The organism is Streptococcus infantis (assembly GCF_047460825.1).
Taxonomy (GTDB): domain Bacteria; phylum Bacillota; class Bacilli; order Lactobacillales; family Streptococcaceae; genus Streptococcus; species Streptococcus infantis_V.
The window spans coordinates 1-26,446 of sequence record NZ_JASHFO010000026.1 but is presented as its reverse complement, the minus strand read 5'-3'; the positions used below and the strand labels follow the sequence as shown (position 1 = coordinate 26,446).

General features: G+C 39.7%; 26 protein-coding genes, 2 pseudogenes and 1 other annotated feature. Of the genes and pseudogenes, 3 read left to right on the top strand and 25 right to left on the bottom strand.

The window, feature by feature from the left end; translation table 11 throughout:
- Window positions 1–202, bottom strand: a 202-nt coding sequence (locus QM911_RS07950) for an IS630 transposase-related protein (protein WP_414313651.1), incomplete at its 3' end; no start/stop codon positions are given.
- Between the two features lie 40 nt (window positions 203–242).
- Between QM911_RS07950 and QM911_RS07945 the strand changes: the two are divergent.
- Together QM911_RS07945 and QM911_RS07940 are read left to right on the top strand one after the other, a co-directional pair.
- Window positions 243–533, top strand: a pseudogene (locus QM911_RS07945) (IS110 family transposase); the annotation flags it as partial.
- A gap of 120 nt (window positions 534–653) precedes the next feature.
- Window positions 654–1,271: pseudogene (locus tag QM911_RS07940) on the top strand (transposase); the annotation flags it as partial.
- Between the two features lie 242 nt (window positions 1,272–1,513).
- Here the strand turns inward: QM911_RS07940 and QM911_RS07935 are convergent.
- The 15 genes from QM911_RS07935 to gyrA form a co-directional block, all read right to left on the bottom strand.
- On the bottom strand, window positions 1,514–2,293 hold the full coding sequence (locus QM911_RS07935; RefSeq protein WP_045763419.1) for an L-threonylcarbamoyladenylate synthase: 780 nt from the start codon (window positions 2,291–2,293) through the stop codon (window positions 1,514–1,516).
- Window positions 2,294–2,316: 23 nt separating this feature from the next.
- Window positions 2,317–2,910, bottom strand: coding sequence for a 3-isopropylmalate dehydratase small subunit (gene leuD, locus QM911_RS07930; RefSeq protein WP_414313650.1), 594 nt, complete (start codon window positions 2,908–2,910; stop codon window positions 2,317–2,319).
- 9 nt (window positions 2,911–2,919) lie between these two features.
- A complete protein-coding gene (gene leuC, locus QM911_RS07925; protein WP_414313649.1) occupies window positions 2,920–4,302 on the bottom strand; it encodes a 3-isopropylmalate dehydratase large subunit in 1,383 nt (460 codons plus the stop codon).
- Window positions 4,303–4,305: 3 nt separating this feature from the next.
- Window positions 4,306–4,575: a DUF1294 domain-containing protein gene (locus tag QM911_RS07920; protein ID WP_414313648.1), complete on the bottom strand. Its 270-nt coding sequence runs from the start codon at window positions 4,573–4,575 to the stop codon at window positions 4,306–4,308.
- Window positions 4,572–5,609 (bottom strand): 3-isopropylmalate dehydrogenase, encoded by a 1,038-nt coding sequence (leuB, locus tag QM911_RS07915; RefSeq protein ID WP_414313647.1) that lies wholly within the window; start codon window positions 5,607–5,609, stop codon window positions 4,572–4,574. Before leuB ends, QM911_RS07920 begins: the two co-directional genes overlap by 4 nt.
- Window positions 5,610–5,620: 11 nt before the next feature.
- Window positions 5,621–7,183, bottom strand: coding sequence for a 2-isopropylmalate synthase (locus QM911_RS07910; RefSeq protein ID WP_414313646.1), 1,563 nt, complete (start codon window positions 7,181–7,183; stop codon window positions 5,621–5,623).
- A gap of 314 nt (window positions 7,184–7,497) precedes the next feature.
- Window positions 7,498–8,154 carry an MmcQ/YjbR family DNA-binding protein gene (locus QM911_RS07905; protein ID WP_414313645.1) on the bottom strand — a complete coding sequence of 219 codons (657 nt, stop codon included), beginning with the start codon at window positions 8,152–8,154 and terminating at the stop codon, window positions 7,498–7,500.
- 43 nt (window positions 8,155–8,197) lie between these two features.
- Entirely contained in the window at window positions 8,198–8,830 is a 633-nt protein-coding gene (locus QM911_RS07900) for a copper homeostasis protein CutC (RefSeq protein WP_414313644.1), read from the bottom strand.
- A gap of 93 nt (window positions 8,831–8,923) precedes the next feature.
- Window positions 8,924–9,283, bottom strand: a complete 360-nt coding sequence (locus QM911_RS07895; protein ID WP_001223807.1) for a YbaN family protein — start codon at window positions 9,281–9,283, stop codon at window positions 8,924–8,926.
- A 106-nt stretch (window positions 9,284–9,389) separates the two neighbouring features.
- Window positions 9,390–11,477, bottom strand: coding sequence for a type I DNA topoisomerase (gene topA, locus QM911_RS07890; RefSeq protein ID WP_414313643.1), 2,088 nt, complete (start codon window positions 11,475–11,477; stop codon window positions 9,390–9,392).
- 118 nt (window positions 11,478–11,595) lie between these two features.
- Window positions 11,596–12,453, bottom strand: a complete 858-nt coding sequence (gene dprA / locus QM911_RS07885) for a DNA-processing protein DprA (RefSeq protein WP_152904343.1) — start codon at window positions 12,451–12,453, stop codon at window positions 11,596–11,598.
- A gap of 106 nt (window positions 12,454–12,559) precedes the next feature.
- Complete coding sequence (gene dapA, locus QM911_RS07880; protein ID WP_414313642.1) at window positions 12,560–13,495, bottom strand: 4-hydroxy-tetrahydrodipicolinate synthase; 936 nt, start codon at window positions 13,493–13,495, stop codon at window positions 12,560–12,562.
- A 50-nt stretch (window positions 13,496–13,545) separates the two neighbouring features.
- Window positions 13,546–14,622: an aspartate-semialdehyde dehydrogenase gene (locus QM911_RS07875; RefSeq protein ID WP_414313641.1), complete on the bottom strand. Its 1,077-nt coding sequence runs from the start codon at window positions 14,620–14,622 to the stop codon at window positions 13,546–13,548.
- A gap of 286 nt (window positions 14,623–14,908) precedes the next feature.
- Window positions 14,909–15,658: a class A sortase gene (locus QM911_RS07870; protein ID WP_414313640.1), complete on the bottom strand. Its 750-nt coding sequence runs from the start codon at window positions 15,656–15,658 to the stop codon at window positions 14,909–14,911.
- Window positions 15,658–18,126: a DNA gyrase subunit A gene (gyrA, locus tag QM911_RS07865; RefSeq protein WP_414313639.1), complete on the bottom strand. Its 2,469-nt coding sequence runs from the start codon at window positions 18,124–18,126 to the stop codon at window positions 15,658–15,660. Before gyrA ends, QM911_RS07870 begins: the two co-directional genes overlap by 1 nt.
- 193 nt (window positions 18,127–18,319) lie before the next feature.
- On the opposite strand from gyrA, the gene QM911_RS07860 reads away from it, so the two are divergent.
- Entirely contained in the window at window positions 18,320–19,306 is a 987-nt protein-coding gene (locus QM911_RS07860) for an L-lactate dehydrogenase (RefSeq protein WP_000176425.1), read from the top strand.
- A 57-nt stretch (window positions 19,307–19,363) separates the two neighbouring features.
- Here QM911_RS07860 and sdbB read toward each other — a convergent pair whose 3' ends face one another.
- The 9 genes from sdbB to rplU form a co-directional block, all read right to left on the bottom strand.
- Window positions 19,364–19,924 (bottom strand): thiol-disulfide oxidoreductase-associated lipoprotein SdbB, encoded by a 561-nt coding sequence (gene sdbB / locus QM911_RS07855; protein ID WP_414313638.1) that lies wholly within the window; start codon window positions 19,922–19,924, stop codon window positions 19,364–19,366.
- A gap of 12 nt (window positions 19,925–19,936) precedes the next feature.
- The gene (ccdA2, locus tag QM911_RS07850) at window positions 19,937–20,644 is read right to left on the bottom strand and encodes a thiol-disulfide oxidoreductase-associated membrane protein CcdA2 (protein WP_414313637.1); all 708 of its coding nucleotides are present in this window, start codon (window positions 20,642–20,644) and stop codon (window positions 19,937–19,939) included.
- 126 nt (window positions 20,645–20,770) lie between these two features.
- Window positions 20,771–21,631 (bottom strand): methionyl aminopeptidase, encoded by an 861-nt coding sequence (locus QM911_RS07845; protein WP_045763436.1) that lies wholly within the window; start codon window positions 21,629–21,631, stop codon window positions 20,771–20,773.
- 14 nt (window positions 21,632–21,645) lie between these two features.
- On the bottom strand, window positions 21,646–22,923 hold the full coding sequence (gene spxR, locus QM911_RS07840) for a CBS-HotDog domain-containing transcription factor SpxR (RefSeq protein WP_061863167.1): 1,278 nt from the start codon (window positions 22,921–22,923) through the stop codon (window positions 21,646–21,648).
- Window positions 22,916–23,467: a GNAT family N-acetyltransferase gene (locus QM911_RS07835; RefSeq protein ID WP_414313636.1), complete on the bottom strand. Its 552-nt coding sequence runs from the start codon at window positions 23,465–23,467 to the stop codon at window positions 22,916–22,918. The genes spxR and QM911_RS07835 overlap by 8 nt, the downstream gene beginning before the upstream one ends.
- Before the next feature lie 16 nt (window positions 23,468–23,483).
- A complete protein-coding gene (locus tag QM911_RS07830; protein WP_414313635.1) occupies window positions 23,484–24,743 on the bottom strand; it encodes a UDP-N-acetylglucosamine 1-carboxyvinyltransferase in 1,260 nt (419 codons plus the stop codon).
- Between the two features lie 296 nt (window positions 24,744–25,039).
- Window positions 25,040–25,333: a 50S ribosomal protein L27 gene (gene rpmA / locus QM911_RS07825; protein ID WP_000916509.1), complete on the bottom strand. Its 294-nt coding sequence runs from the start codon at window positions 25,331–25,333 to the stop codon at window positions 25,040–25,042.
- Between the two features lie 16 nt (window positions 25,334–25,349).
- The gene (locus QM911_RS07820) at window positions 25,350–25,694 is read right to left on the bottom strand and encodes a ribosomal-processing cysteine protease Prp (RefSeq protein ID WP_000613695.1); all 345 of its coding nucleotides are present in this window, start codon (window positions 25,692–25,694) and stop codon (window positions 25,350–25,352) included.
- Between the two features lie 15 nt (window positions 25,695–25,709).
- Window positions 25,710–26,024, bottom strand: a complete 315-nt coding sequence (gene rplU / locus QM911_RS07815) for a 50S ribosomal protein L21 (RefSeq protein ID WP_000109137.1) — start codon at window positions 26,022–26,024, stop codon at window positions 25,710–25,712.
- A 35-nt stretch (window positions 26,025–26,059) separates the two neighbouring features.
- Window positions 26,060–26,239: a sequence feature (ribosomal protein L21 leader region), on the bottom strand.
- Between the last annotated feature and the right edge of the window lie 207 nt (window positions 26,240–26,446).

Sequence of the window (26,446 nt, the reverse complement as noted above, 5' to 3'; positions counted from 1 at the left end):
AGGCCTTCAACTCCTCCAAAGGAATCTTTCGGCTTTTGGCGACTCTCTTTTTCCGCTCTAAGTGCCCTTGTTCACGTAATTTCTTTTCCCATGTGAAGAGAGTTCTGACGCCAACATCAAAAACTTTTGATGTCTCGACATGGCTGTGTCCCTCTTTGATGTAATTTAATGCTCGTTGTTTAAAATCTGTACTATATGCCATAGCTTTATTATAACATGTATTTTATAAACTAAGCTTCTATAAATTCGATAAGATTGTTGCTGAAAAACTAGCTGCGTCTCAGTTCATCCTCAATCGTAAACCAAACTATGTCCAAGAAGCGCTTTATCAAGAATTACGCGATCTCAGCCGTTTCTATCAGAATCTTACTGAGGATATCGTCTGCGCTAAAAACTGTCTGCACAAGGTTTTACAGGTAACTTTTCATGAATTGAAAAACATCTTGTCGACACCAACTGGGGAACAATATTGGAACTTGGTCATGACTTTTCCATGTAATAGTTTTGTACTGGAGTCAGATGACGACACATCATAGCAGATTGAAATAGGATATGAACAAAAAGATTATGGAAGTCAAATTAATTTCTAAAAACGTTTTAGAATTCTTAGTGTACTTTTCTAGATTCAATCAAATATAATAGCTATCATCCTTCAGATTACGGCAAAACGCATCTCTGAGAAACGTGGGACTTACTTAGTAGATAAGCTTACAAAACTAGCTAATTAGTCTTATTGTGCGGTCAAGAAAATCTCCCCAATGCTTGAAGAGGTTCGTTACTATGCTCAAGAATTGCTTCGTCTTTCTGAGCACAGACAGGTTGTCTTAGACGACATGGTAGCTCTAGCTCAGCCTTTACCAGAGTATGACATCTTACGATCAATTCCTGGCATCGCAGAAATCACAGCGACATCTATCATTGGCGAATTGGGAGATATTCGTCGCTTTCAGTCTACCAATCAAATCAACGCTTTTATTGGCATTGACCTGAGACACTAAGAATCTGGGAACTTTCTCGCCAAGGAACACATTACTAAGCAAGGTAATCCCTATGCCAGAAAAATCTTGTTCAAGTGCATTCATAACATCGCTGCAGCTAGTCATACCAATCCCTGCCATATCGCCGACTTTTATGAGAAACGAAAAAGACAATCGACAATAGCTTCAACCAAGCCACATGCGATTGCCTCTATACATCGTCTCATTCGAACAATGTATTACCTCATTACGCATAACAAACTTTACGATTACTCTTTGACCCAAAATCGATAAGGTCATCTATGCCGTATTATTATAACACCTTGTTTCAAAAAATACCAGATGAGGTGTTTTTTAGCATGCCCTTTTATGGATCAATAAGTGGTAAAAATAAGACAGTAACCTCAGAATAGCTACTGTCTTATCTCTTTTTTTACTTAAAGCCCTTGATATACTTGACAAATGATAGAAAAGAGCCCCAAAAAGCCCAGGGTTAGGAGCTTCAACTGCTCTTAACACTAGACTTCTTTCTTATTTTAGTAATACTCACCTTGACGGTAGTCCCATGAGTTAAATGTATCTGACAGGTGCATCATGATTTTATCAATGTCAAGCCCTTTACGAATCACAACTGGTGCCGGAGAAGTTGAACGTGCTCCACCTTGTTCTGGAATGAGTTTGCCGTCTTTATCGACCATAGACACCATCACACCTTGTTCGTAGCGTGTTTCAACTGTTTTGTCTGGCTGGATAGAAGCAACGTAGTCGTCAGCTTCGATAACAAGATCCACTGCTCCTTCGATACGTTCCCCGATTCCTTCAACCTTACCACGATTTCCTTTACCAGACGGGTTTGCTGATGAGGCGTAGACCATTTTTCCTTCTTCCCAAAGTTTGGCAGCCAATTGTTCACCAGCTTTACCAAACTTGATAACAAAACAGCTCGTTCCACGCACATCGGTCATGAGTTCTTCACGACCATCACCGTATGCTTTCAATTTTTCAAAGGCTTCTGGTTTCCAAGGAAGGATACAACCGAGGAGAATATCTTCGTCCCAATGTTTTTGATAGAAGGCTTCAATTTCTGGGTTGAGTTGTGCTAAAGCGCGAAGTTCATCCATACTTCCACAAAGTACAACACCTGGTTTGTTACGATTACGCTCTTTAGCTTCAAATTTGCGTTCAAGGCCTGCCTTATCGCTAGTCATGATGATGTAACCAACTTTTGTAGGGCAAACGATACATCCGCCCTCACCTTTTAAAATGTCATAGCCTTCTTGTGAAAGTGTTCCGTTCCATTGAATGTGTTTTGTCATAGTTCTATTTCCTTTTCTATTTTTTATTCTTGCCAGTAGGCTGGTCGTTGTTTTTCATATGCAGCAATCAAATCTTCATACTGCAAGGTAATACCGATATCATCCAAACCATTTAAGAGCTTGTGTTTCCACTCACTATCAATTTCGAAAGTGAATTCTCCAACTGGTGTGATGATTGTTTGTTGTTCCAAGTCCACAGTTACCTGGTCGGTCGGTTTGAGTTGGGCTAGCTTTTCTCTAACCTCCCTAGGCTGAACAATAGGCAACATGCCATTATTAAGTTCATTATTGTAATGAATATCGCCAAAAGAACCTGCAATCACGACCTTAAAGCCATAGTCTGCTAATGCCCAAGCTGCGTGCTCTCTAGAAGAGCCAGCCCCAAAGTTATCTCCTGTGATGAGAATACTGGCTTTGCGATACTCAGGTCGGTTAAAGACAAAATCTGGATCCTCAGTGTACTTGTCATCTAGATAACGCCAAGCATACATGAGGTACTTACCAAATTCTTTCTTATCAATTAACTTGAGAAACTGCTTGGGTAGGATTTGGTCGGTATCGATATTATCATTCATAAGAGGAACCGTTGTTCCTGTATAAACTGTAAATTTTTCCATATCCTCTCCTTACTGGGCTTCAGGCATTTTCCGAACATCTACGAAGCGCCCTGCAATTGCTGCCGCAGCTGCCATGGCTGGACTGCAAAGATGTGTCTTAGCACCAAATCCTTGTCTGTCTTCAAAGTTGCGGTTACTTGTTGAGGCGCAGTGAACACCATCTGGTACCTTATCTGGATTCATTCCTAGGCACATGGAGCAACCTGGGTCTCTCCACTCAAATCCAGCATCTTGGAAAACCTTATCCAAGCCCAACTTTTCAGCAGCTCGCTTGACTGGTCGAGAACCAGGTACCACAATAGCTGTTAAGTTAGGAGCAATCTTCTTCCCTTCGACAAATCGAGCTGCCAGTTGCAAATCGCTAAGTCTAGCATTGGTACAAGAACCTATAAAAACATAGCCAAGTTCGATATCTGCTGGTTTCTGACCTGGTTGTAAATCCATGTAATGATATGCACGTTCATCATTCATATCCTTTATTTCTGGGAAGCTACTATCAAAATCAACACCCATAGCTGGATTGGTGCCCCAAGTCACCATAGGAGCCAATTCTGAAACATCCATACGGATAACCTTGTCATAAACGGCATCGTCATCACTAACCAGTCTTTTCCAGTCAGCAACTGCTGCGTCAAAATCTTTGGGAACACACTCGCGTCCCTTGAGATAGTCATAGGTTGTCTGATCTGGATTCATGATTCCCATCTTAGAGCCAAACTCAATGGACATATTGCAGATGGTCATTCGCTCTTCCATACTGAGTGCATCAATCGCTTGACCACGATACTCAACCACGTAGCCAACACCACAAGCAACACCGTACTTGGCAATCAAGGCTAAGATGAAATCCTTGGAATAGACTCCTTTTTGAGGAACTCCTGTGAATTCCACCAACATTTTCTTTGGCTTAACCTGCCAAATAGTTTGAGTAGCAAATACGTGCTCGACCTCACTGGTCCCAATTCCAAATGCAATCGCTCCAAAAGCTCCATGGGTTGCTGTATGGCTATCACCACAGACGATGAATTTTCCTGGTTGTGTTCGTCCTGTTTCTGGACCAACCATGTGAACGATGCCCTGTTTTTCAGAACCATGGGCCGCATGTTCAATCTCGAATTCCTCAACATTTTCTGCCAACTTATCAATTTGAGCCTTGGATATCACATCTCGAATATCGTAGATATTAACTGTCGGTACATTGTGGTCAAAGGTCCCAAATGTCAAGTCTGGTCGTCTCAATCTGCGTCCTGCGTCTCGTAATCCTTGAAATGCCTGAGGACTGGTCACTTCGTGGATATAGTGTTGATCCACATACATAAGCTGAGGTTGTCCCTCTTCTCCTGTGATCACATGGAGGTCCCATAATTTATCAAAAATCGATTTTCCTGCCATTCATTACCTCCATACAAAATACAAAGCTACTAGTGTAGTCACTATCCCTAGGAACCAAACTGTTTTAAAATACCATTTTCTAGTCTTGTGATGAAAGGTGATTCCTGCCAACCAGGCACCAAAACCACCACAAAAAAATGCAAATGATAGTAAATATTTTTCAGGTATCCGCCAAGCACCTCTTCTTGCCTTAAATTTGTCAATGCCATAGATCAAGAAAATGATGAGATTCCAAATCAGGAGGGCAAAAGTAATTCCTTCGTTTAGTTTCATAGTCTTGCGATAATGGCTTCTGTCATTTCCTTAGTCGAAGCCTGTCCTCCTATATCTCTTGTTAAAATGCCAGCCGCTAAACTAGCTTCAACAGCACGTTCGATACGCTGCGCATCCTCATAACGTCCAAAGCTATCTCTCAGCATCATGGCAACTGACAAAATCATGGAAATAGGATTTGCAATTCCTTGTCCAGCAATATCAGGTGCCGAACCATGAATAGGTTCATAAAGACTTGGACCTTTTTCAGAATGACTAGCTGATGGCATGACTCCAAGCGTGCCAGATAGAACGCTTGATTCATCAGATAGAATATCTCCGAAAAGATTCTCCGTCACGATAACATCGAACTTAGCTGGATTTGTAATCATGAGCATGGCAGCCGAGTCGACCAGCTGGTGCTCCAAGGTTACATCTGGAAAATCTTTTGCGACTTCCTCAGCCACTTTCCTCCATAGTTTTGATGTTGCCAAAACATTTTGCTTATCGATACTGGTAAGGATTTTTCTCCGACTTCTTGCGGTTTCAAAGGCCTTACGAATAATCCGCTCCACTTCCTCATAACTGTAGTCGTTGATATCACGCGCTTTGCGCTCTTCAAGGATATGATCACCAAAGTAAATACCGCCTGTCAACTCACGCACTACTACAAAGTCAACACCAGCAATTCGATCTGGCTTAAGAGGTGATAAGTGCTTGAGACTCTCAAATATCTTTACCGGACGAATATTGGCATAGAGATTTAGTTCCTTACGAAGAGCCAGCAAGCCTTGTTCAGGTCGAACTGCGGCATTATCATACTGGGGACTACCGATAGCTGCTAGGAGAATAGCGTCTGCTTCTCTACATGCCTTGAGTGTTTCATCTGGTAAGGGATGTCCTGTAACATCAATACCTGCACCTCCAAATGGTCGTCTTTCTATCTCAAAGTCAAATCCCGTTTTTTCGGCTATCGATGCAAGAACTTCTAAACCAGCTTCCATAATTTCTGGTCCAATTCCGTCGCCTGCTAGGACAACTATTTTCTTTGTCATAGAATTCTCCTTTAAACACTAGGCATGTCACGATAGGAAAGATTTGGGCCGATTTCACCAGCATTTTCTTTTTGAACAAAGGTATTGGCATTAATGTAGGCAATAGCCGAAGCCTTCAACACATCGAAATCAAGACCTGCTGCGTTAAAGATAGTTTCAGTATCTCTGTTTTCAACAGTAACCAAGACACGTGCCTGAGCATCAATCCCGTCGGTTACCGCATCAATGGTGTAGGATACCAAGCGAACAGATTGATTAAAGAATTTGTCGATAGCGTTAAAGATGGCCTCAACCGAACCTTGTCCTGTTGCATTAAATTCAACCTTTTCACCATCCAAATTAGCCAAGCTAACAGTCGCTTCAATATCATTTTCCGCATGAGTTTGAAGTTGTAGATCATCGAAGTGGAACCCTTCTGGATTTTCAACCGTGGTACCAGCTACTAAAGCTCGAATATCTGCGTCAGTGACTTCTTGTTTCTTATCTGCAAGTGATTTGAATTTGTCAAAGAGTGGCTTGATATCCTCTTCTGTGAAGTCTAAGGTCAGTTCTCTCAGTTTTTCTACAAAGGCATGGCGACCAGATAATTTCCCAAGTGGGAGACTATTACTCTTAACACCCACCAACTCTGGTGTGATAATCTCATAGGTGAGAGGATTTTTAAGAACACCGTCTTGGTGAATACCTGATTCATGAGAGAAAGCATTGCCACCAACCACAGCCTTGTTTTTAGGAACTGGAATTCCTGAGAAGCGAGAGACCATTTCGGACGTATTGATCGTTTCGTTTAGGACAATACTTGTCTCTGCTTGATAATAATCTTGGCGAATATTGAGGGCCACCGCTATTTCTTCTAAAGCAGCATTCCCAGCTCGTTCTCCAATACCGTTAATGGTTCCTTCAACACGCCCTGCCCCATTCTTAACAGCTGCAAGGCTATTTGCAACTGCCATTCCAAGGTCATCGTGACAGTGAGGCGAATAGATAATCTGACGGTCAGTTTTAACATTGTCAATCAGATACTTGAAGATATTCCCATATTCCTCTGGTGTGGTAAAACCAACCGTGTCAGGAATATTGATATAGGTTGCACCTGCGTCTACCGCTGTTTGAACGACTTGTAAGAGGAAATCCAGCTCAGTTCTAGTCGCATCTTCAGGAGAGAATTCTACCACTTCAAATTTACTCCGTGCATAGGAAACATGCTCTTTAATAGCTTCCAATATTTCCTCTTTGCTTTTATTCAACTTAAATTCACGATGAATAGGACTAGTAGCGATAAAAACATGGATTTGTGGATACTTAGCATCCTTAAGTGCTTCATAACAAGCGTCAATATCTGATTTAACAGAGCGAGCTAGACCAGTCACTGCTGTTTTCTTCAAGACTTTAGCGATTTCCTGAACTGCAGTAAATGAGTCAGGACTAGCTGCTGGAAAACCCGCTTCAATTGCCGAAATTCCCCATTTTTCCAATTGTCTTGCTATAGCAATCTTTTCCTTGATCGAAAAATTAACACCTGGTGTCTGCTCACCATCTCGAAGGCTAGTATCTAGAAATTCAACTGTTCTCATAAGATTTCCCCTTTTCTAAATTCGGTTTTAAAAAAACATCTCGCTCGGAGTTCCAAGCGAGATGTTGATTTACTCCCGCTTGGTAAGCCAAACAGGACTAATGCTTTTGCACTAGCCCGAGTACCTCAACAACAAAGCAAATTGATTAAACTTAGCTGTTTTCATGTTTGACTTTCTCCTTCGTTTGATATCTTGTTTAGTATTTTAGCATAGGAAAAAACACATGTCAAGAAAAAATCCAATATTTTCTGAAAATTTCTTCAGTAAAGAATATTTTGCTAATTGAAAGTATTTGAAAAATCAAGTAAATCTAATTACTTTTTCAAGGTCAAGTTCCAACTTTTTTCGATCAATTCAAGCACCTCTTCATCTGATAAACTGTCATCAAGTGGCACACTTATCCAATAGCGCTTGTTCATATGAAAGGCTGGATAAATCCCTTTTTTTACCAACAAATCAGATACTTGATCATGTTTGAGATTGACTGCTTCCACTAGTCCTTCTCTTCCCTTTTCAAGCTTATCCCAAGAGATTCTCATCAAAACAGCATACCACTTTTGATTGCCCTCATGGCGCAAAACAGCTGTATCAGGGGATTTCTCCCATAGATATTCCAATTGATTTCCATACTTTTCTTGAACAACTGCCATAATTCTCTTAGTCTGTGGACAGAGAAATCCCTGCACGTTAAAACAGGCCTTTCGAATGTCATAAAGAACTTCTAAACAAGCCTCTCGAACAGTTCCAACAAACGTACCTCTCATACTTTCCATGTGAACTTGAGGATAAAGATCGCCAGTTTCTTGGTCATAAACTTGAAAAGATAAGTCTCCATCCTCAACTGTAACTATCATAAGAAAGTCACCCTGTAAAATGGTCGAGCTAAAGGTCCATACACCTTGATTTTCTTCAAATCCATACTCTTTAGCCTTTTTACTATTAAACTGATAAGCTTTAAAAATTTCAAACATAAGCGAAAACTGCTACCAAAAGCTAGCAGTTCCTTTCTATTTTTTAAAAGACGACCTTAGTTCCATGTAATTGTGTCACACCCAGTTGGTCAATAAAGATCTGACGGTTGTCCATGTCAATCCCTCCACCAGGTAAAATTTCAATTTTTCCTGCAGCGTGTTCTAGGATTCTATGATAATGAGCAAAGCGTTTCTCTAACGAGTCGCCAGATATACCAGCACGAGTCAGAATGCGTGTCACTCCAGCTTGGCTGAGCCAATCAATAGCTTCTAACTGCTCCTGTTCACTTAATTCATCAAATGCCATATGGAAAACAATTTCCATACCTTTAGATGCAGCAATCAATTTTTCAAGATTGGCCTTGTCTAACTTCTTATCAGCAGTCAATGCACCAAAGACAACCCCCTGGCTTCCTGCTTGAGCAGTTAGATCAATATCCTCAAGCATGATGGCAATTTCTAAATCATTGTAGACAAAATCACCACCACGTGGTCGAATCATAGTCATAATGGTCGTATCGTAGTCGGCCGCCAGCTTCACAGCTGCCTTGGTTACTCCGTAGCTTGGAGTTGTTCCACCAACTGCTAGATTGTCACAAAGCTCGATGCGACGAGCTCCTGCCTGCATAGCTTTTTCAAGCAAGGTTACATTTTCAGCACAAAATTCGTAAATCATTTGATTCTCCTTGAAGATTACTTTAAATTTATTATATCATATTATTTCGAATATGTTTTTGTTTTTATCAAGGAAAATCGTTACTTATTAAAATTATTCTTTATCAGGAATAACCTTGAAAAGATAGTAGGTGATAAAGATGGTTAAACATCCCAGACCGATTTTGACTGGTAAAAGAGGCGCAAAATAAATGGAAATTCCCATCAAGATATAAATCGATACAATAATTTTTTTCTTACGTTCACGAGCAATAGACTTGGTCTCACGAAAGTCCGCTACGTAAGTCTGATAAAGTTTGGTATGATAGAGCCAATCTTCAAAACGCTTGGAACTTCTCGAAAAACAAGCAATAGACAACAAAAGAAAAGGAGTCGTGGGCAACAAGGGCAAGACAACTCCAACAATAGCCAGAGCTAATGACAGAAATCCAATAATCAGATAAACAATACGCATAACTTCTCCTTATTTAGAATAATCATTTACTAGTTTCCCACAAAGTAAGGAATTTTGTCAAGCCTTTACTAAAAAGAGCCTGAAATTTACTTTCAGGACTCATTTTTTATTTGATTTTTTCTTCTTCGTAATCACCATTGCTACAAACGATCTGCTTACCGCCACCACGGACTTTTTTCTCCATGAGGAAGTTGCCACATTTTGGACAATCTCGTCCAACAGGCTTGTCCCAAGAAGTGAATTCACACTCTGGATAGCGATTGCAACCATAAAAGATACGATTACGCTTAGTTTTTCGTTCAATAATTTGACCTTGATGACAGCTTGGACACTCCACACCAATTTCTTTCACGATAGCCTGTGTATGACGGCAATCTGGGAAATTGCTACAAGCATAGAACTTACCAAAACGACCAAGTTTAATGACCATCGGACTGCCACACTCTTCACAATCAAATCCTGCTGGCTCATCCTTGATTTGGATTTTTTCCATTTCCTCTTCGGCTTTGGCAACCTCTTTAGAGAAGGGTTTGTAAAATTCATCAATGACTCGTTGCCACTGCTCTTTTCCAACTTCGACATCATCCAGTTTAGCTTCCATTTCAGCTGTAAAGGTTACATTGACGATATCAGGGAAGTATTCAACAATCAGTTTATTGACAATTTCTCCCAATTCTGTCGGTTCAAAACGCTTGGCTGCCAAACGCACATAATAGCGCTTTTGAATGGTTTCAATAGTGGGTGCATAAGTTGATGGACGTCCAACACCATTTTCTTCCAAAGTCTTAATCAGTGTTGCTTCCGAATAACGAGCTGGCGGTTGAGTGAAGTGCTGCTCAGGTTTACTATTGACCTGCTTGACGACATCACCAACTGCCATATCCGGCAACATCTTATTCTTATCTGAATCATTGTAAATAGCCAAGTAACCATCAAATTTAACCTGACTACCATTCGCTGCAAACTGAACTCCATTTTGAGAGAGCTTCACAGCCATGGTATCAAAGATAGCACCCGTCATCTGACTCGCTACAAAGCGATTCCAGATAAGTGTATAAAGTTTAAGTTGGTCTTTGTCTAAGTATTTAGCAATTTTTTCTGGCGTGTTAAAGACACTTGATGGGCGAATAGCCTCATGGGCATCCTGAGCACCAGTCGCATTCTTTACCTTGCTGCCATGCTTAGAATATTTACTGCCAAAACGTTCATTAATGTAGTTTGCAGCTTCATTTTGAGCAACTGGACTGATACGAGTCGAGTCAGTACGCATATAGGTGATCAAACCTTGGACGCCTGTACCAATATTAATTCCTTCATAGAGTTGCTGAGCAACCATCATGGTCTTTCGAGTACGGAAATTGATTTTATTAGCTGCATCCATCTGCATAGTTGAGGTAGTATAAGGGAGTGGAGCGTTACGCTTGCGTTCTTTTTTATCTACCTGATCAACTGTAAAGTCTTTGCTGGATAGATGAGATAAGACTTCTTTGACCTCTTCATTGCTTGTCAATTTCATCTTCTTGCCATTCATTCCATAGAAGGATGCTTGGAATTGCTTAGTCCCCTTTTTGAAGACTCCATCAATCGTCCAATATTCTTCTGGTTGAAATGCATTAATCTCATTTTCACGGTCAATGATTAACTTGAGAGCAACAGACTGAACACGGCCAGCTGACAAGCCCTTTTTGACCTTTTTCCATAAAATTGGTGAAATAGAATAACCTACCAAGCGGTCCAAGACACGACGGGCTTGTTGGGCATCCACCAAATCCATATCAATCTTACGAGGTTCTTTAAAGGCATTTTTTACCGCATCCTTGGTAATCTCGTTGAAAACAACACGGTTAGCATCATTTTCATCTAGATTAAGAATATGAGCTAAATGCCAAGAAATTGCTTCTCCTTCGCGGTCCGGGTCACTTGCGAGAAAGACTTTATTGGCTTTTTTAGCTTCTTTTTTCAAGTCATTGATCAGAGGACCTTTCCCACGAATATTGATATATTGGGGTTCATAATTATTTTCTACATCGACTGACATACTGGATTTTTTCAAATCACGAATATGACCAACACTGGCTAAAACCTTATAATTTCTACCCAGGTATTTTTCAATCGTTTTAGCCTTTGCAGGCGACTCCACGATTACTAGATTTTTTTTAACTGTTGATTTTTTCTTCTTTGTTGCCGTAGCCACAGTATCACACCTTTTCAAAGTAATAAACTTTATAAAGTGTAAACCATTTTTAAAAACCTGTCAAGACTTAACTCCTATATATAGAAGAAAAGTTTAACCGATTAAAGCTTGCTAGTTCTTAAAATTCAAACTCTGCTAGCACATCCTGACCACTTGAAACAAGTTTTGCACCTTCTTGAACCAAGTGATGACAACCATCTGAACGACCATCCAAAATACTCCCTGGAATAGCAAAAACATCTCTTCCTTCTTCCATGGCTCGCTCACAAGTAATCAAACTACCAGATCTCATCTTTGCCTCAGCAACGATAACACCCATACATAAGCCAGCAATAATCCGATTTCGTGCTGGAAAGTGATATTTCAAAGGTTCTTCACCCGGTCCATACTCACTCAGGAGCAAATGATATTCACCGATGTAGTCCTGCAGTCGTTTATTAGAACGCGGATAATAGACATCCAAGCCAGTCCCAATGACTGCAATGGTTTTTCCACCACCTTGAAGAATAGACATATGAGCTGCAGTATCAATCCCTCTAGCAAGCCCACTCACAATCACCAGCTCATTCTCCAATTCTTCAATAACCTTACGGACCGATTTTGTTCCTGTTTGACTACAAGAGCGACTGCCTACAACTGCAATCTTAGGCAACTTTAAGAGATTTAAATCGCCCTTATAAAATAACAATACTGGAGCATCATAGATTTCACTGAGAGCAAAGGGATAGACATCGTCTAGAATAGAAAAAGAGGGAAATTTTTCAAAGTCACTTCTTAATCGCTCCATACTTTCGAAGGTGAGTTTATGGTAACGTTCCATAAAAACCACTGGATTTCTACACTCAGATGCTTCTGCTATCGTTTCTAGGGTTAATTCTTGATCATAGATTTCTCCATATTGAAGTACCTTTAAAACCTGTTGATTACTTAAACCTGCTTGTTTCAACTTATAAATCTCAAAATTATCAATCTTAATCTTCATGATAGACTCCTTGTTTTTCTCTCTATCTATTTATTCGTAGAAAAAGAAAAAAACTTCCCAACAATATTACTTGTTTAGAAAGTTTTATATATTAGTTATCTTAATAATCAGGACGAAGGACTCCAGTGACAGTTGCCTTAGTTGCTTCGTAATCCCCATCAATAACAACTTTGATAATGCGTTTAGCATCCTCTTCAGGTGCAGGAACCAAAGGTAGACGAGTTGGCCCAGCTTCGAATCCCATATAGTTGAGTACTGCTTTAACAGGTGCCGGACTTGGGTAAGAGAAGAGAGCATTTACTTTAGGAATAAATTTACGTTGAATAGCTGCCGCTTTCTTCATATCACTTTCTTCGATTGCAGTAAACATTTCATGCATCTCATCTCCATTTGTATGGGAAGCAACAGAGATAACTCCGTCTGCACCAAGGTTCATAGCATGGAAGGCATCTCCATCTTCACCAGTATAAACCAAGAATTCTTCTGGTTTATGCTCAATCAAGTAAGCCATATTGGCAAGACTGGTACATTCTTTGACACCTATAATATTTGGATGTTCTGCCAAACGAAGTAAGGTATCTGGAGTCATTTCAACAACTACACGACCTGGTATGTTATAGATGATAATGGGTAAATCAGAAGCATCTGCGATAGCTTTAAAGTGCTGATACATACCTTCTTGGGATGGTTTGTTATAGTAAGGAACAATCGCAAGACCAGCCGCAAAACCGCCAAACTCTGCTACCTCTTTGACGAACTCAATAGAGTCGCGTGTATCATTGGTACCAACACCAGCGATTAAAGGAACTCGTCCGTTGACAACCTTTTGAACAGCCGCAAACAACTGAAGCTCCTCATCGTGAGTTAGAGTCGGACTCTCAGCAGTTGTTCCTGCTAGGAGAATTCCGTCTGTATGATGTGCTAATAAATGTTCAATCAACTTTGGAATGGCAGCGAAATTGATAGAGCCATCTTCATGAAAAGGAGTAATAAAGGCCGTGATAATTTTACAATCTTTTAAATCTTGATAAGACATACAAAACATCTTTCTATTTTAAAGAAGGAGTTCAAAAGAACTCCTACACATTATTTCAATTCAAATTTTAATTCAGCTGTTGGGCGAACCAATCCACGTTCGTGTAAAGTCTCAGCGATTTGAACTGAGTTCCAAGCGGCACCTTTAAGAAGGTTATCAGAAACCACCCACATATGAATACCTTTTTCTGCATCCAAATCTTTACGGATACGTCCAACGAAAGTATCACGTGAACCAACAGCATTAACTGCTTGAGGATAGATTTGGTGAGCAACATCATCTTCAAGAACTGCACCTGGGAATGCAGCAATAGCTGCTTTCACTTCTTCGATTGGTGCTACTTCTTTTGTTTCAATATAGACTGACTCAGAGTGAGCTGACAAAACTGGAATACGTACACATGTTGCTGATACAGCAATGCTATCGTCTTCCATGATTTTCTTGGTTTCATTGGTCATCTTCATCTCTTCGTAAGTGTAATCATTATTAGTGAAAACGTCAATTTGCGGAAGAGCGTTGAAGGCGATTGGATAGTGTTTCTTATCGCCACCTGAAGGCAAGATTTCCGCATGCAAATCACGTGGATTTACGCCATCATTCAAGACTTCACGCAACTCACGTTGGGTTTCAAGAATTGCTCCCATACCAGCACCTGAAACTGCTTGATAAGTTGATACGATGATACGTTCCAAGCCCCATTTTTGACGGACTGGCTCAAGAGCCACCATCATTTGAATTGTTGAACAGTTAGGACAAGAGATGATTCCGTTGTGAGCATCAAGGGCGTGAGCATTCACTTCAGGAACAACCAATGGTACATCTGGATTTTGACGGAAGTAAGAAGTGTTGTCTACAACAACTGCTCCTGCTTTTACAGCGTAAGGTGCGTATTTTGCAGAAGTTGATCCACCAGCTGAGAAAAGAGCAATATCAACCCCTTCAAAAGCGTCTTCTGTTGTTTCTTCGATGGTCACATCTTGACCTTTGAATTGCAAGACCTTACCTGCAGAACGTGCAGACGCAAGGTAACGAATCTTATCGATCGGAAGAGTTGATTCTTCCAACATTTTGATCATTTGAGCACCTACGGCACCTGTAGCGCCAACAACAGCAACTGTGTATCCCATAACAAACCTCTTTCGGAATTTTCTAAAAATTTCTATAATAGAAACATTATACTACTTTTTACCAAAATTGAAAAGTCTTTTTCCTATCTATTTTCTGAAATTGACAAGAAAAGGCGGTGGGACAGAAATCGGTAAACAAGTCTCGATTTCGTAGTCCCAGCCCCGCGAGGATGATTAGGAACTTTTTGGAGTCTAAAAGACGAACAAAAAGTTCAATCAGCTACCGCGTCAAAGTTTGATTGCTAATAAAAAATGAGGTCGGGCTCTTTTGTCCCAACCTCTTCTACTATTCATAAAATTGTTTATAGGGTTTATTAAAGGCTTCTAAGATATCTGATGGAGTTTCTGCATAAGATTTTACCTCTGTCAAATTCCCTTTAACGATAATTCTCTCAACTGCATTAGCATCTTCACAGGTTACCAAGGTAATCTCTTTAATCCCATCTCGTTCATCAATTACATCTACGCGATCAGGAGTTACAATTTTAACTTCTTCAATCTCGTATGTATAGACTTTTTCTTTATCAGTGAGATAAATTTTCATCCCTTTCTCAGCACGAGCAAGAGGAGAGAATAATTTCTTATCTGCATTTTCACCTGCAAAGATACGGTGACTTGCTAGAGAATAATTTCCTTCCCCCATTACCTGATTGGCTTTCATTGTCCCAGCACCATAAAAAAGGTTAACATTATCGAGTCCCTTAAATATTGGTAGATTCATTTCAAGCTCTGGAATGGCAATCCCTCCGATTACCGGAAGTTGCTGGGAATTCCATTGAGCTGATAGGACTGCCTCCGAGGAAAGTGATTTTACAGAGTCAAAATCGAAATTTCCTTCTGTTTCTTTGTTCTCTTCAATCTCTTCCTTGGTCACTTGACTGACCTGATACTTATTAGTATTCCAAATCATGAACATATCACGAATATTAGTATTGAAGATTAAAGCGATAGATAGCAAGATTAGGAATCCTGCCAGTATGTTAATCAGTAGATTTTTACGTTTATTTTTTTTACTTTGATTCTTTTTTTGAGACATTATGCTTCACTTTCTGTTTCCTGTTCTGCCCCAACTTCTTCTTTTTCTGCTGCTGCAACACTTGTAAAAGTCACAATCTTAGCATCTTGATCTAGACGCATCACTTTTACTCCCATAGTTGAACGTCCCGTTTGTGAAATATTGGCTACATTTGTTCGAATCATGACACCTGTGTCAGTGATAATCATCAGATCTTCGTCCCCTTTTACTGTTAAGAGACCAGCCAGAGGACCATTTTTTTCAGTAACATTGGCTGTTTTCATTCCCTTACCGGCACGCCCTTTTGTTGGATATTCAGTCGCAACTGTGCGCTTACCATATCCTTTTTCAGTAATGATAAGGACTTCATCTTGATCAGTAATCACTCTCGCTCCCACTACAGCATCACCTTCACGAAGTTTTACACCTTTAACACCAGTGGCGATACGACTCATACTACGAACTGAAGACTGATTGAAACGAACTGCATAACCTAATCTGGTTCCGATGATGATATCTGTGTCTTTTTCAGCTAGTAAGACATTAATCAACTCATCCTCATCTTTCAGATTTAAGGCTTTGAGACCATTTTGACGAATGTTGGCAAATTCTTTGACACTGGTTCTTTTGACAATACCTGCGCGAGTTGTAAAGAAGAGATAGGCATCATCACTACGTTCTGATTCAACATTGATAATGGTTTGGATGCTTTCACCTTCATCCAGTTTCAAAAGATTGACAACTGGTAACCCTTTGGCTGTACGACCGTATTCTGGAATTTCATACCCCTTAAGACGATAAACACGTCCTTTATTAGTAAAGAATAGCAAATGATCGTGAGTGCTGGTTGAAACCAATTCACGCACAAAGTCATCGTCCTTAACTCCAGTTCCTTGAACGCCACGTCCACCACGTTTTTGAGCTGTAAATTCGTCTTGGTCCAAACGTTTGATATAACCTTTATTTGATAGAGTGATGAGAACATCAGATTCTTCAATCAAGTCTTCATCTTCAAGAGTCAAGACTTCACCAACCATCAACTCAGTACGACGTGGATCACCAAACTTACGTTTGACCTCATCCAATTCTTCCTTGATAATTTGCGCTACGCGTTCTGGTTTTGCAAGAATGTCTGCCAAGTCAGCAATCAAAGCAATAAGCTCATCATATTCTGACTGAATCTTGTCACGTTCCAAACCAGTCAAACGACGAAGACGCATATCGAGAATTGCTTGACTTTGACGTTCAGATAACTTGAACTTGCTCATCAATTCAGCTTGGGCTTCTGCATCCGTTTCACTGGCACGGATGATACGAATGACTTCGTCAATGTGGTCCAGAGCAATCAACAAACCTTCTAAGATGTGTGCACGCACTTCAGCTTTCTCTTTGTCAAATTGAGTACGACGAGTCACCACTTCTTTTTGGTGCTCAATATAAGCATCCAAGATTTGACGAAGAGAGAGAATCTTTGGTACACCATTCTGGATAGCCAGCATGTTAAATCCAAAGCTAGTTTGCATTTGAGTCATCTTGAACAAGTTGTTCAAAATAACATTAGCTGACGCATCACGCTTCACTTCGATAACAAAGCGAACACCCTCACGGTTAGATTCGTCACGAACAGCTGTAATACCTTCGATACGTTTTTCCTGAACCAAACGCACAATATGTTCATGGACTTTGGTTTTATTAACCATGTATGGAAATTCTGTTACAACGATACGTTCGCGACCAGTCTTAGTTTCTTCGATTTCAGTACGAGAACGAAGCACAATCGATCCTTTACCAGTTTCGTAGGCCTTATGAATACCTGATTTCCCCATAACAAGGGCACCAGTTGGGAAATCTGGACCAGGAAGAACTTCCATTAATTCCTTGGTTGTAACTTCTGGATTATCCATGACCAACTTCACTGCATCAATGGTTTCACCCAAGTTATGTGGTGGAATATTGGTCGCCATACCAACAGCGATACCTGTAGCTCCATTGACCAAAAGATTTGGGAAACGAGCTGGTAGAACCAGGGGTTCACGTTCATTGGCATCATAGTTATCTACAAAATCAACGGTATTTTTATTGATGTCGCGAAGCATCTCAAGAGCAATCTTGCTCATACGCGCTTCAGTATAACGCTGGGCTGCGGCACCATCACCATCCATGGAACCAAAGTTCCCATGCCCATCTACAAGCATGTATCGGTAACTCCACCATTGCGCCATACGAACCATAGCTTCGTAGATAGATGAGTCACCGTGTGGGTGATATTTACCCATGACATCCCCTGTAATACGAGCAGATTTTTTATGAGGTTTATCTGGTGTCACACCCAATTCGTTCATACCGTATAGAATACGACGATGAACTGGTTTAAACCCATCTCGAACATCAGGAAGGGCCCGCGATACGATAACACTCATGGCGTAGTCGATAAAGCTGGTCTTCATCTCCTTTGTCAGATTGACATTCACTAAATTTTTATCTTGCATTAACAAATGCCTCATTTCACTATTAGTAACTAGATATATTATACCATAGTTTGTCTCTTATTTCAGTGTTACAATACGACTAAAACGTTTACATAGTCAAGTGGATGTTATATCCGTGACAAAGCTATTTAAAAGTGATAGAATTGAATTAAACGGGGGAAGCCCTTAAAAAATGAAGGAGATGTTTAGACAAATGACATTAACTAAACAACACAAAAAAGTTATCCTTGTCGGTGACGGTGCCGTAGGATCATCATACGCTTTTGCTCTTGTTAACCAAGGAATTGCACAAGAACTTGGTATCATTGAAATTCCTCAATTGTTTGAAAAAGCTGTTGGTGATGCTGAAGACCTTAGCCACGCGCTTGCTTTTACTTCACCTAAGAAAATTTATGCAGCTAAGTATGAAGACTGTGCGGACGCTGACCTTGTAGTTATCACTGCTGGTGCTCCACAAAAACCAGGTGAAACTCGTCTTGACCTTGTTGGTAAAAACCTTGCTATCAACAAATCAATCGTTGAACAAGTTGTTGCGTCTGGTTTCGACGGCATCTTCCTTGTTGCTGCTAACCCAGTTGACGTTTTGACTTACTCAACTTGGAAATTCTCAGGTTTCCCTAAAGAACGTGTTATCGGTTCAGGTACTTCACTTGACTCAGCTCGTTTCCGTCAAGCACTTGCTGAAAAAATCGGCGTTGATGCTCGTTCAGTTCACGCCTACATCATGGGTGAACACGGTGACTCTGAGTTTGCCGTTTGGTCACACGCAAACGTTGCCGGTGTAAAATTGGAACAATGGTTGCAAGCTAACCGTGACTTGGATGAAGCTGACCTTGTAGAACTCTTCATCTCAGTTCGTGACGCTGCTTACTCAATCATCAACAAAAAAGGTGCAACATACTATGGTATCGCAGTAGCCCTTGCTCGTATTACAAAAGCTATCCTTGATGATGAAAATGCTGTTCTTCCACTTTCAGTATTCCAAGAAGGTCAATACGGAGTTGAAAACGTCTTTATCGGTCAACCAGCTATCGTTGGTGCACACGGTATCGTTCGTCCAGTTAACATCCCATTGAACGATGCTGAAACTCAAAAAATGCAAGCTTCAGCTAAAGAATTACAAGCTATTATTGATGAAGCTTGGAAAAACCCTGAATTCCAAGCAGCTTCAAAAAACTAATTTAAGTTAGAAAAAATGTCTAGACGATTTGTCTAGACATTTTTATATTTCATTACTTTATTTCATTTGAGCAAAAGCTGCTTCTGCATCTGCGTTACTAATCGCACCTAATTGAATCTTAGCAATTTTACCCTGTGAATCAATTAGATACTCTGTAGGGATGCTTCGAATTTGATAATCTTGAAAAACAGCTCCTTTTGTATCATATAAAACGGGGATGTCTTTATAGCCTTGTTCTTCAAACCACTTTGGAAATTGGTCTACCGTTTTTTCACCTTGAAGCCCTGGCGCAATGACAGATAAAATTTCGAAATCACGATTTTCCTTTGCAGCAAGTTCCATCAATTCTGGCATACTCTTCTTACATGGTCCACACCAAGATGCCCAAAATTTAAGATAAACTTTTTTACCTTTAAAATCAGATAATTTCACTTCTTTTCCATCCATCGATTGGAGGGTGAAATCAGGTGCTTCTGCTCCAATAGCTACTTGCTTCACAGGCGCTTGTTGTGTCTGACTTGATTGATTTTGTGGACTTGATTTTTTCTCTTCCTTGCCACAAGCAATCAGAAGAAAGAGAGACAAGAAACTAAGTCCAAAATAGATAATTTTTTTCATAGATAACTCCTTTTATCCTAATATTCCAGATAAGACATTTAACTGTCCCAACATTAATAAAATTCCCATGAGAACGATCAATAAACCACCAATTTTCTTCAATAAAAGTATGTGGGATTTGATTCTACTAAAATAAGGCATGACAAGACCTGATGCCAAGGCCAGAACTAAAAATGGAAGTGCCATTCCGAGAGTGTAAATGAGGGTCAATAAGGCCCCCTGAAGAGCTCCATTTCCTCCTGAGGCAGCCAGTGCTAAAACAGAACTTAAAACTGGACCTATACATGGAGTCCAGCCAAAGCTGAAGCTGATCCCCAGTAAAAAGGCCGAGAGATATTTACTAGACTGTTTTTGCTTAAATGTTACTGTTTTTTGTACCTCTAATTTTTGTAGATGAAGAATTTCCATCTGATGCAATCCCAGTATGATAATCATGATTCCCATGACATAACGAAACCAGTCAGCATAAAGTAAATTCCCAAGGAATCCTGCTCCAAATCCAAGAATAAAGAAAATGAGAGAGATACCCGTAATAAAACAGAGGGTACGAATCAATCCTGACCAGGCAACGTCTTTACCTAAAAAACGAAATGTCTTTGACTTCTCTTGATCATCTAGCAGAACACCTGCATATACTGGTAACAAGGGAAAGATACAGGGAGAAAAGAATGACAAGACCCCAGCTATAAAGACAGAAATAAAAAATAAAATACTTTCCAATTAAGAACCTTCTTTCATATAGTCATCTTTTATTTTACTATAAAAGAAAACTTTTGTAAGAAATCTGCTACGCAAATTTATTTTCAACTTGAAAGAATCAAAAAAGGAGCTCAGCTCCTTTTTTGATTAATAAGTTCCCTCTTCACCTTGACTTGTCAAGATTACAGGCCCATCTTTTGTAATAACAAACTGATGCTCGTACTGACACGATAGTCCACCATCGATTGTTTTATGTGCCCAGCCTGTTTTCATATCTGTATCGATTTCCCAATCACCTGTATTGATCATAGGCTCAATGGTTAATACCATGCCTTCACGAAGGCGGAGACCACGACCTGCGATACCATAGTTAGGCACCATTGGTTCTTCATGCATAGTTGGACCAACACCGTGTCCTACAAGATCACGAACAACTCCGTAACCACGACTTTCAGCATATTCCTGAATAGCAGCTCCAATATCTCCAATACGATTTCCTACAACAGCCTGCTCAATTCCCTTATACATAGCTTCCTTGGTCACGTCCATTAAGTTTTTAACTTCTTCTGACGGTTTTCCAACAGCGTAAGCCCAACAAGAATCTGCCAAGCCGCCCGTAAAGTTTTGAGTATATTTTTTCATCTGCTCAACGTTGTTAAAATTGAGTTTAGATACATTGAGGTCAGACTTAGCGATTGGCCCACCAAGAACCATATCTACCTTCAGCAAATCGCCTTCCTTCAAAATATAGTGGCGTGGAAAAGCATGGGCTACTTCGTCATTGAGTGAACAGCAAGTGGCATAAGGATAATCCATCATTGCCCCATCAACACCGATTTGTAGTGGAAGGAAATTTTCTTCTTTACAACGACGACGCACATATTCTTCTACTTCCCACATATCTACACCTGGTTTGATGATGTCACGCAAACCGATGTGAATACTGGCAAGAAAATCGCCAGCCTTATCCATTGCTTCGATTTCTCTAGCTGATTTTAATGTAATCATGTTTTCTCCTAGTTTTAATTAATTTTTACAGTAACATTTGCTTTTGATACGATTTGATGATTGATATAAATGTCATAGTCAATAATGGCTGACCTTCTCGTATGATGAATAATTCTAGCCTGAATTCGCAAGATATCATCGATCTGAACAGCCTGTAAAAAGTAAATCAACATCTGTTCAATGATGAGATTACGTCCACTATTCACGACCAGATCCTGCGTCATATGGGTCAAAATTTCTGAAAGAACTCCATTTGCAAGGACTCCATTTTTTTCCAACATAAATGGTTCAACCGTAATGACAACTTCATCATGATGGTAAGATAACTTCTGACCAACCTGTTCTGAAAATGTTGGTAATGCTGAAACTTGAGAGCGGCTCATCTTTTCCATGACATCCCGTCTAGTAATAACACCAAGTAAAGTTTGATTACTTCTCACAACAGGTACCATTTCAAAGTCTTCAGCAATCATTCTCTGGCTAACGTTAGCGATATTCGTCGCTAAACCAGTCATGTAGACTGTCCTTGTCATGACCTTATCTATCGTTGTACCAGGTGATTTATCCCCAGCATCACGCATAGTAACTACACCAACAACAACCTGATGCTGATTAATGACAGGGAAACGGCTCGTTCTATTCTTACGAACCAAGTCTAGATAATCTTTGACAGTATCCGTTTCCTGTAGAAATCCATATTCATGACTAGTACGATAGATTTTTTCAACCGTCAAAATATCTGTCTTGATCTGAACGTTGGACAAAGCTCTGTTGATCATAGTCGCAATTGTAAATGTATCATGCTTACTGCGTAATACTGGAATATTTTTTTTATTGGCAGATTCTAAAACATCTTCGTGAACTTCAAATCCACCTGTTACCAAGACAGCATTTTCATTTTCAAGTGCTAATAACTGAATACGTGTTCGATCTCCTACGATAAGTAAGCCACCATCATGAAGATAAGAAAGAATATTCTTTTCAGTCATCGCTCCAATGGAGAATTTACTAAATTCTCTGTCCAATCCAGCTTGACCAGCTAAAACTTCCGAGCCTGTAACTTCTGCAATTTCTGCGAACGTTAATTTCTCAATAGCTACTTTTTTTGACTTTACACGTACTGTTCCACTTCGAGGACGTGTTTCAACAAGTCCCCTATTTTCAGCTTCTTTGATAGCCCGATATGCCGTACCATCACTTACTCCCAGCCGATTTGAAATACTACGAACACTGACACGCTTCCCAACTGGTAATTCTTCCAAGTAGGCTAATATTTCTTGGTGTTTACTCATTTAGATTTCCTTTTGTATAACGGAATTCTAGATAATCCCGCATCTTTCGGGTATAACGATCGCTACCTTTAAAACGACGATAAAGAACAAAATCTGATTTTTCTGCTACTTTCTGACTAGCAACATTTTCTAGATGTGTCACAATCGAAAGTTGCTTCAAGGCAAACTCGTTCATGGATAAATCTCGTAATTTGGTAACTGCTTCAGTCATATAACCCTGAGACCAATAGTCTTTCTTTAAAAAATAGCCAATTTCTGCTTCTTTCTTAATTTCATCAAGTTTTTCAAACTTGATAGCTCCAATCATTCTCTGCTCTTTTTTATCACAAATAGCCCAAATCCCCAAAGGTGATTTCATAAAATAATTGGCAAGAGCATACTGACTTTCTTCAATACTTACTTGTGCAGGAAAGATAAATTGAAGATTTTCAGAATCTGATGCAAGTTGATGAAAATCATCTACATCTGTAAAAAAGAAGGGACGGAAATATAAACGTTCCGTCTCATAGAAAGAAAATTTTGCTAATTTAGTCCAGATATTCATTGCAATCCTCAAAGAGCTAATCTTCGATTAGCTCAATATCTGCTCCAAGATTACGCAATTTTTCGATAATATTCGAGTAGCCTCGAAGGATGAATTCAACATTGGTAATCTCTGTTTTTCCTTCAGCCATCAAGCCAGCAATAACCAAGGCAGCTCCAGCACGTAGATCTGTCGCCTTAACTTTTGCACCCTGCAAAGGATTTCCACCCTTATAAAGGATGTGGTCGTTTGTTGTTGAAATATCTGCATTCATTTTGGCTAATTCAAAAACATGGTTGACACGTTTTTCATAGATTGTATCAATCAATGTGCCACGACCTTCTGCTTTTAATAGCAAAGGAGTAATAGGCTGTTGAAGATCTGTTGCGAAACCTGGATAAGGAGCTGTCTTGATATTAACAGCCTTTAGATTTGTTTGCTCTTCAACGAAAATACTGTCTTCAGAAACAGTCATGTGAACACCCATTTCTTCAAGTTTAGCAATAAATCCTTCTAAATGCTCATAAAGTACATTATTAATTCGAATCCCATGACCTACTGCAGCAGCCATTGAAATATAAGTACCTGCTTCAATCCGATCTGGGATGACTTGGTGACGTGTTCCATGAAGGCTATCTACACCATCAATAGTAATCATATCCGTACCTGCGCCACGAATGTGAGCTCCCATATTGTTTAATAATGTAGCCACATCAATGATTTCAGGTTCGCGAGCAGCATTTTCAATAACTGTTCGACCTTTAGCTTTTACTGCTGCTAGCATCGTATTGATTGTTGCACCAACACTAACAGTATCCATATAGATATGTGCACCATGTAGACTTGATCCCTGGGTTGAGAGATTCATATTATCTCCCTCGTAGGTTGTCTTAGCTCCCATAGCTTCAAATGCTTTTAAATGCAAATCAATCGGACGTGGTCCTAGGTCACACCCTCCAGGCAAACCTACAGTTGCTTCACCAAAACGTCCTAAAAGACTACCGTAGAAATAATAAGACGCACGCAAGCTATTAATTTTACCATAAGGCATTGGTTTATTTTGAACACCACGAGGATCAATCTCAAGAACATCGTCATAACGCTTGACACTAGCTCCCATGATTTCCATGATATCAACCAAACTAGCAACGTCAGAGATGTCTGGAACACAGTCCAAAATAACTACATCATCTGACAAAATAATAGCTGGAATCAAAGCAACTACACTATTTTTCGCTCCGCTAATGGTTATTTCACCCTTTAATGGACGTCCACCGTTAATGACAATTTTTTTCATTATTTTTTATATACTCTTTCACTATTTATTCATAAGGTCTCACCCTATATTATACCATATTTCTTTCTTATTATCTATCATAATAAATCAAATAAGTTCCTTAAGATTTTATTGAATTAGAATAGTTTATCAAGTAAACTTAAAAAATAACTAATGCTAATTATCGGATTATAAATATGGGTACCAAAACAAAAAAATAGGCTCTCCGAAAACTCGGAAAGCCTTATTTAATGCTACTTCTAGCTTCCTCGCCTTTTCATTTCAAGGCTCGGGATAAAAAGGTTCACTGGACCTTTTTATTTTGCGATTGGGTAAACAGAAACTTGTTTTTTATCGCGACCTTTACGTTCAAAGCGTACTACGCCTTCAACTTTAGCGAACAAAGTATCGTCTCCACCACGTCCAACGTTTACACCTGGATAGATGTGTGTACCACGTTGACGGTAAAGGATTGATCCACCTGTTACAGTTTGTCCGTCAGCTGCTTTAGCTCCAAGACGTTTTGCTTGTGAATCGCGTCCGTTTGATGTAGAACCTCCACCTTTTTTGTGGGCGAAAAGTTGCAAGTTGTTAAGAGTCATTTTTAACATAATGTTTTCCTCCGTGTTAGTTTTCTGTGATAACTCTGGTTTGGACGAACTCAGAAGAGTCCTCCGATAAGGTTGCCATACCTAAGAAAAATGATTCAAAAAATAACTGCGTCATTTCTCTCTGGTGTGAAGGAAGGTCTCTAGGAATTTCAACCATCAGATAGCCACCTTCATCTTCGTTTAATTCTAAGATTGGTTCATAGCCTGCAAATTTCTCAATCGAATTGATAAAGTTAATGGCAAGCGTAGAAACCGATGCACACACGACATCAAAGCCGTATTCGCCACTCTCGGCGTGTCCAGTAATTTCCGCACTCCTCAGCTCGCCATCTTCGGCTCTCTCAAAGACTGCTTGTATCATGTGTTCTCCTTAAAATTAAGCGTTGATTGCGTTGATGACAACTTTTGTATATGGTTGACGGTGACCTTGTTTACGGTGGCTACCTTTTTTAGGTTTGTACTTGTAAGTAACAACTTTCTTTTGTTTTCCTTGTTTTTCAACAGTTCCAACTACAGTAGCTCCAGCAACAAGTGGAGTTCCGACAACAGTGTTTTCACCACCAACAAGAACAACTTCGTTAAAAGTAACTTCTTGACCAGCTTCAACGTTCAATTTTTCAACGTAGATTGCTTGACCAACTTCAACTTTAACTTGTTTTCCGCCAGTTTTGATAATTGCGTATGTGCTCATTATGCACCTCCTATGATTTTTTGGGGTTCCCCCGTATTTTTGTGAAGACTCGCCTAGCATCGTGGGACGAACCACTTAAAAGAAGAGCTCTAAGTATAACAAAGAATAAACTAGGAATTGAGCCGAAGACATAACTTAAGTTAGGCAAGGCGATAATGACGAAGTTTAAATTTGTTATACGACGAGCAACGATGTTCGTGCGGTTGCACAGGACTGTGCATAGTCAACTCTTCAAGTATAGCATGATTCCTAGTTTTTGACAAGTATTTATCATCGAATTTAAACTTTTTCTCTTATACTAGACTAAAATCAAAAAACATCTTATAATAGTAGTTATGAAACTTACAAACGAAGAAACACAAAAAATTGAACAACTCTTAAAAGATTCATCGTACGCCAAATATCACAAACGTCTACAGATT

Excerpts from the sequence above, each read along its gene's own strand:
- QM911_RS07935 (WP_045763419.1), bottom strand. The coding sequence starts at position 2,293 with ATGACAAAACACATTCAATGGAACGGAACACTTTCACAAGAAGGCTAT.
- leuD (WP_414313650.1), bottom strand. The coding sequence starts at position 2,910 with ATGGAAAAATTTACAGTTTATACAGGAACAACGGTTCCTCTTATGAAT.
- leuC (WP_414313649.1), bottom strand. The coding sequence starts at position 4,302 with ATGGCAGGAAAATCGATTTTTGATAAATTATGGGACCTCCATGTGATC.
- QM911_RS07920 (WP_414313648.1), bottom strand. The coding sequence starts at position 4,575 with ATGAAACTAAACGAAGGAATTACTTTTGCCCTCCTGATTTGGAATCTC.
- leuB (WP_414313647.1), bottom strand. The coding sequence starts at position 5,609 with ATGACAAAGAAAATAGTTGTCCTAGCAGGCGACGGAATTGGACCAGAA.
- QM911_RS07910 (WP_414313646.1), bottom strand. The coding sequence starts at position 7,183 with ATGAGAACAGTTGAATTTCTAGATACTAGCCTTCGAGATGGTGAGCAG.
- QM911_RS07905 (WP_414313645.1), bottom strand. The coding sequence starts at position 8,154 with ATGTTTGAAATTTTTAAAGCTTATCAGTTTAATAGTAAAAAGGCTAAA.
- QM911_RS07900 (WP_414313644.1), bottom strand. The coding sequence starts at position 8,830 with ATGATTTACGAATTTTGTGCTGAAAATGTAACCTTGCTTGAAAAAGCT.
- QM911_RS07895 (WP_001223807.1), bottom strand. The coding sequence starts at position 9,283 with ATGCGTATTGTTTATCTGATTATTGGATTTCTGTCATTAGCTCTGGCT.
- dapA (WP_414313642.1), bottom strand. The coding sequence starts at position 13,495 with ATGTCTTATCAAGATTTAAAAGATTGTAAAATTATCACGGCCTTTATT.
- QM911_RS07875 (WP_414313641.1), bottom strand. The coding sequence starts at position 14,622 with ATGGGATACACAGTTGCTGTTGTTGGCGCTACAGGTGCCGTAGGTGCT.
- QM911_RS07870 (WP_414313640.1), bottom strand. The coding sequence starts at position 15,658 with ATGTCTCAAAAAAAGAATCAAAGTAAAAAAAATAAACGTAAAAATCTA.
- gyrA (WP_414313639.1), bottom strand. The coding sequence starts at position 18,126 with ATGCAAGATAAAAATTTAGTGAATGTCAATCTGACAAAGGAGATGAAG.
- QM911_RS07860 (WP_000176425.1), top strand. The coding sequence starts at position 18,320 with ATGACATTAACTAAACAACACAAAAAAGTTATCCTTGTCGGTGACGGT.
- sdbB (WP_414313638.1), bottom strand. The coding sequence starts at position 19,924 with ATGAAAAAAATTATCTATTTTGGACTTAGTTTCTTGTCTCTCTTTCTT.
- QM911_RS07845 (WP_045763436.1), bottom strand. The coding sequence starts at position 21,631 with ATGATTACATTAAAATCAGCTAGAGAAATCGAAGCAATGGATAAGGCT.
- spxR (WP_061863167.1), bottom strand. The coding sequence starts at position 22,923 with ATGAGTAAACACCAAGAAATATTAGCCTACTTGGAAGAATTACCAGTT.
- QM911_RS07835 (WP_414313636.1), bottom strand. The coding sequence starts at position 23,467 with ATGAATATCTGGACTAAATTAGCAAAATTTTCTTTCTATGAGACGGAA.
- QM911_RS07830 (WP_414313635.1), bottom strand. The coding sequence starts at position 24,743 with ATGAAAAAAATTGTCATTAACGGTGGACGTCCATTAAAGGGTGAAATA.
- rpmA (WP_000916509.1), bottom strand. The coding sequence starts at position 25,333 with ATGTTAAAAATGACTCTTAACAACTTGCAACTTTTCGCCCACAAAAAA.
- QM911_RS07820 (WP_000613695.1), bottom strand. The coding sequence starts at position 25,694 with ATGATACAAGCAGTCTTTGAGAGAGCCGAAGATGGCGAGCTGAGGAGT.
- rplU (WP_000109137.1), bottom strand. The coding sequence starts at position 26,024 with ATGAGCACATACGCAATTATCAAAACTGGCGGAAAACAAGTTAAAGTT.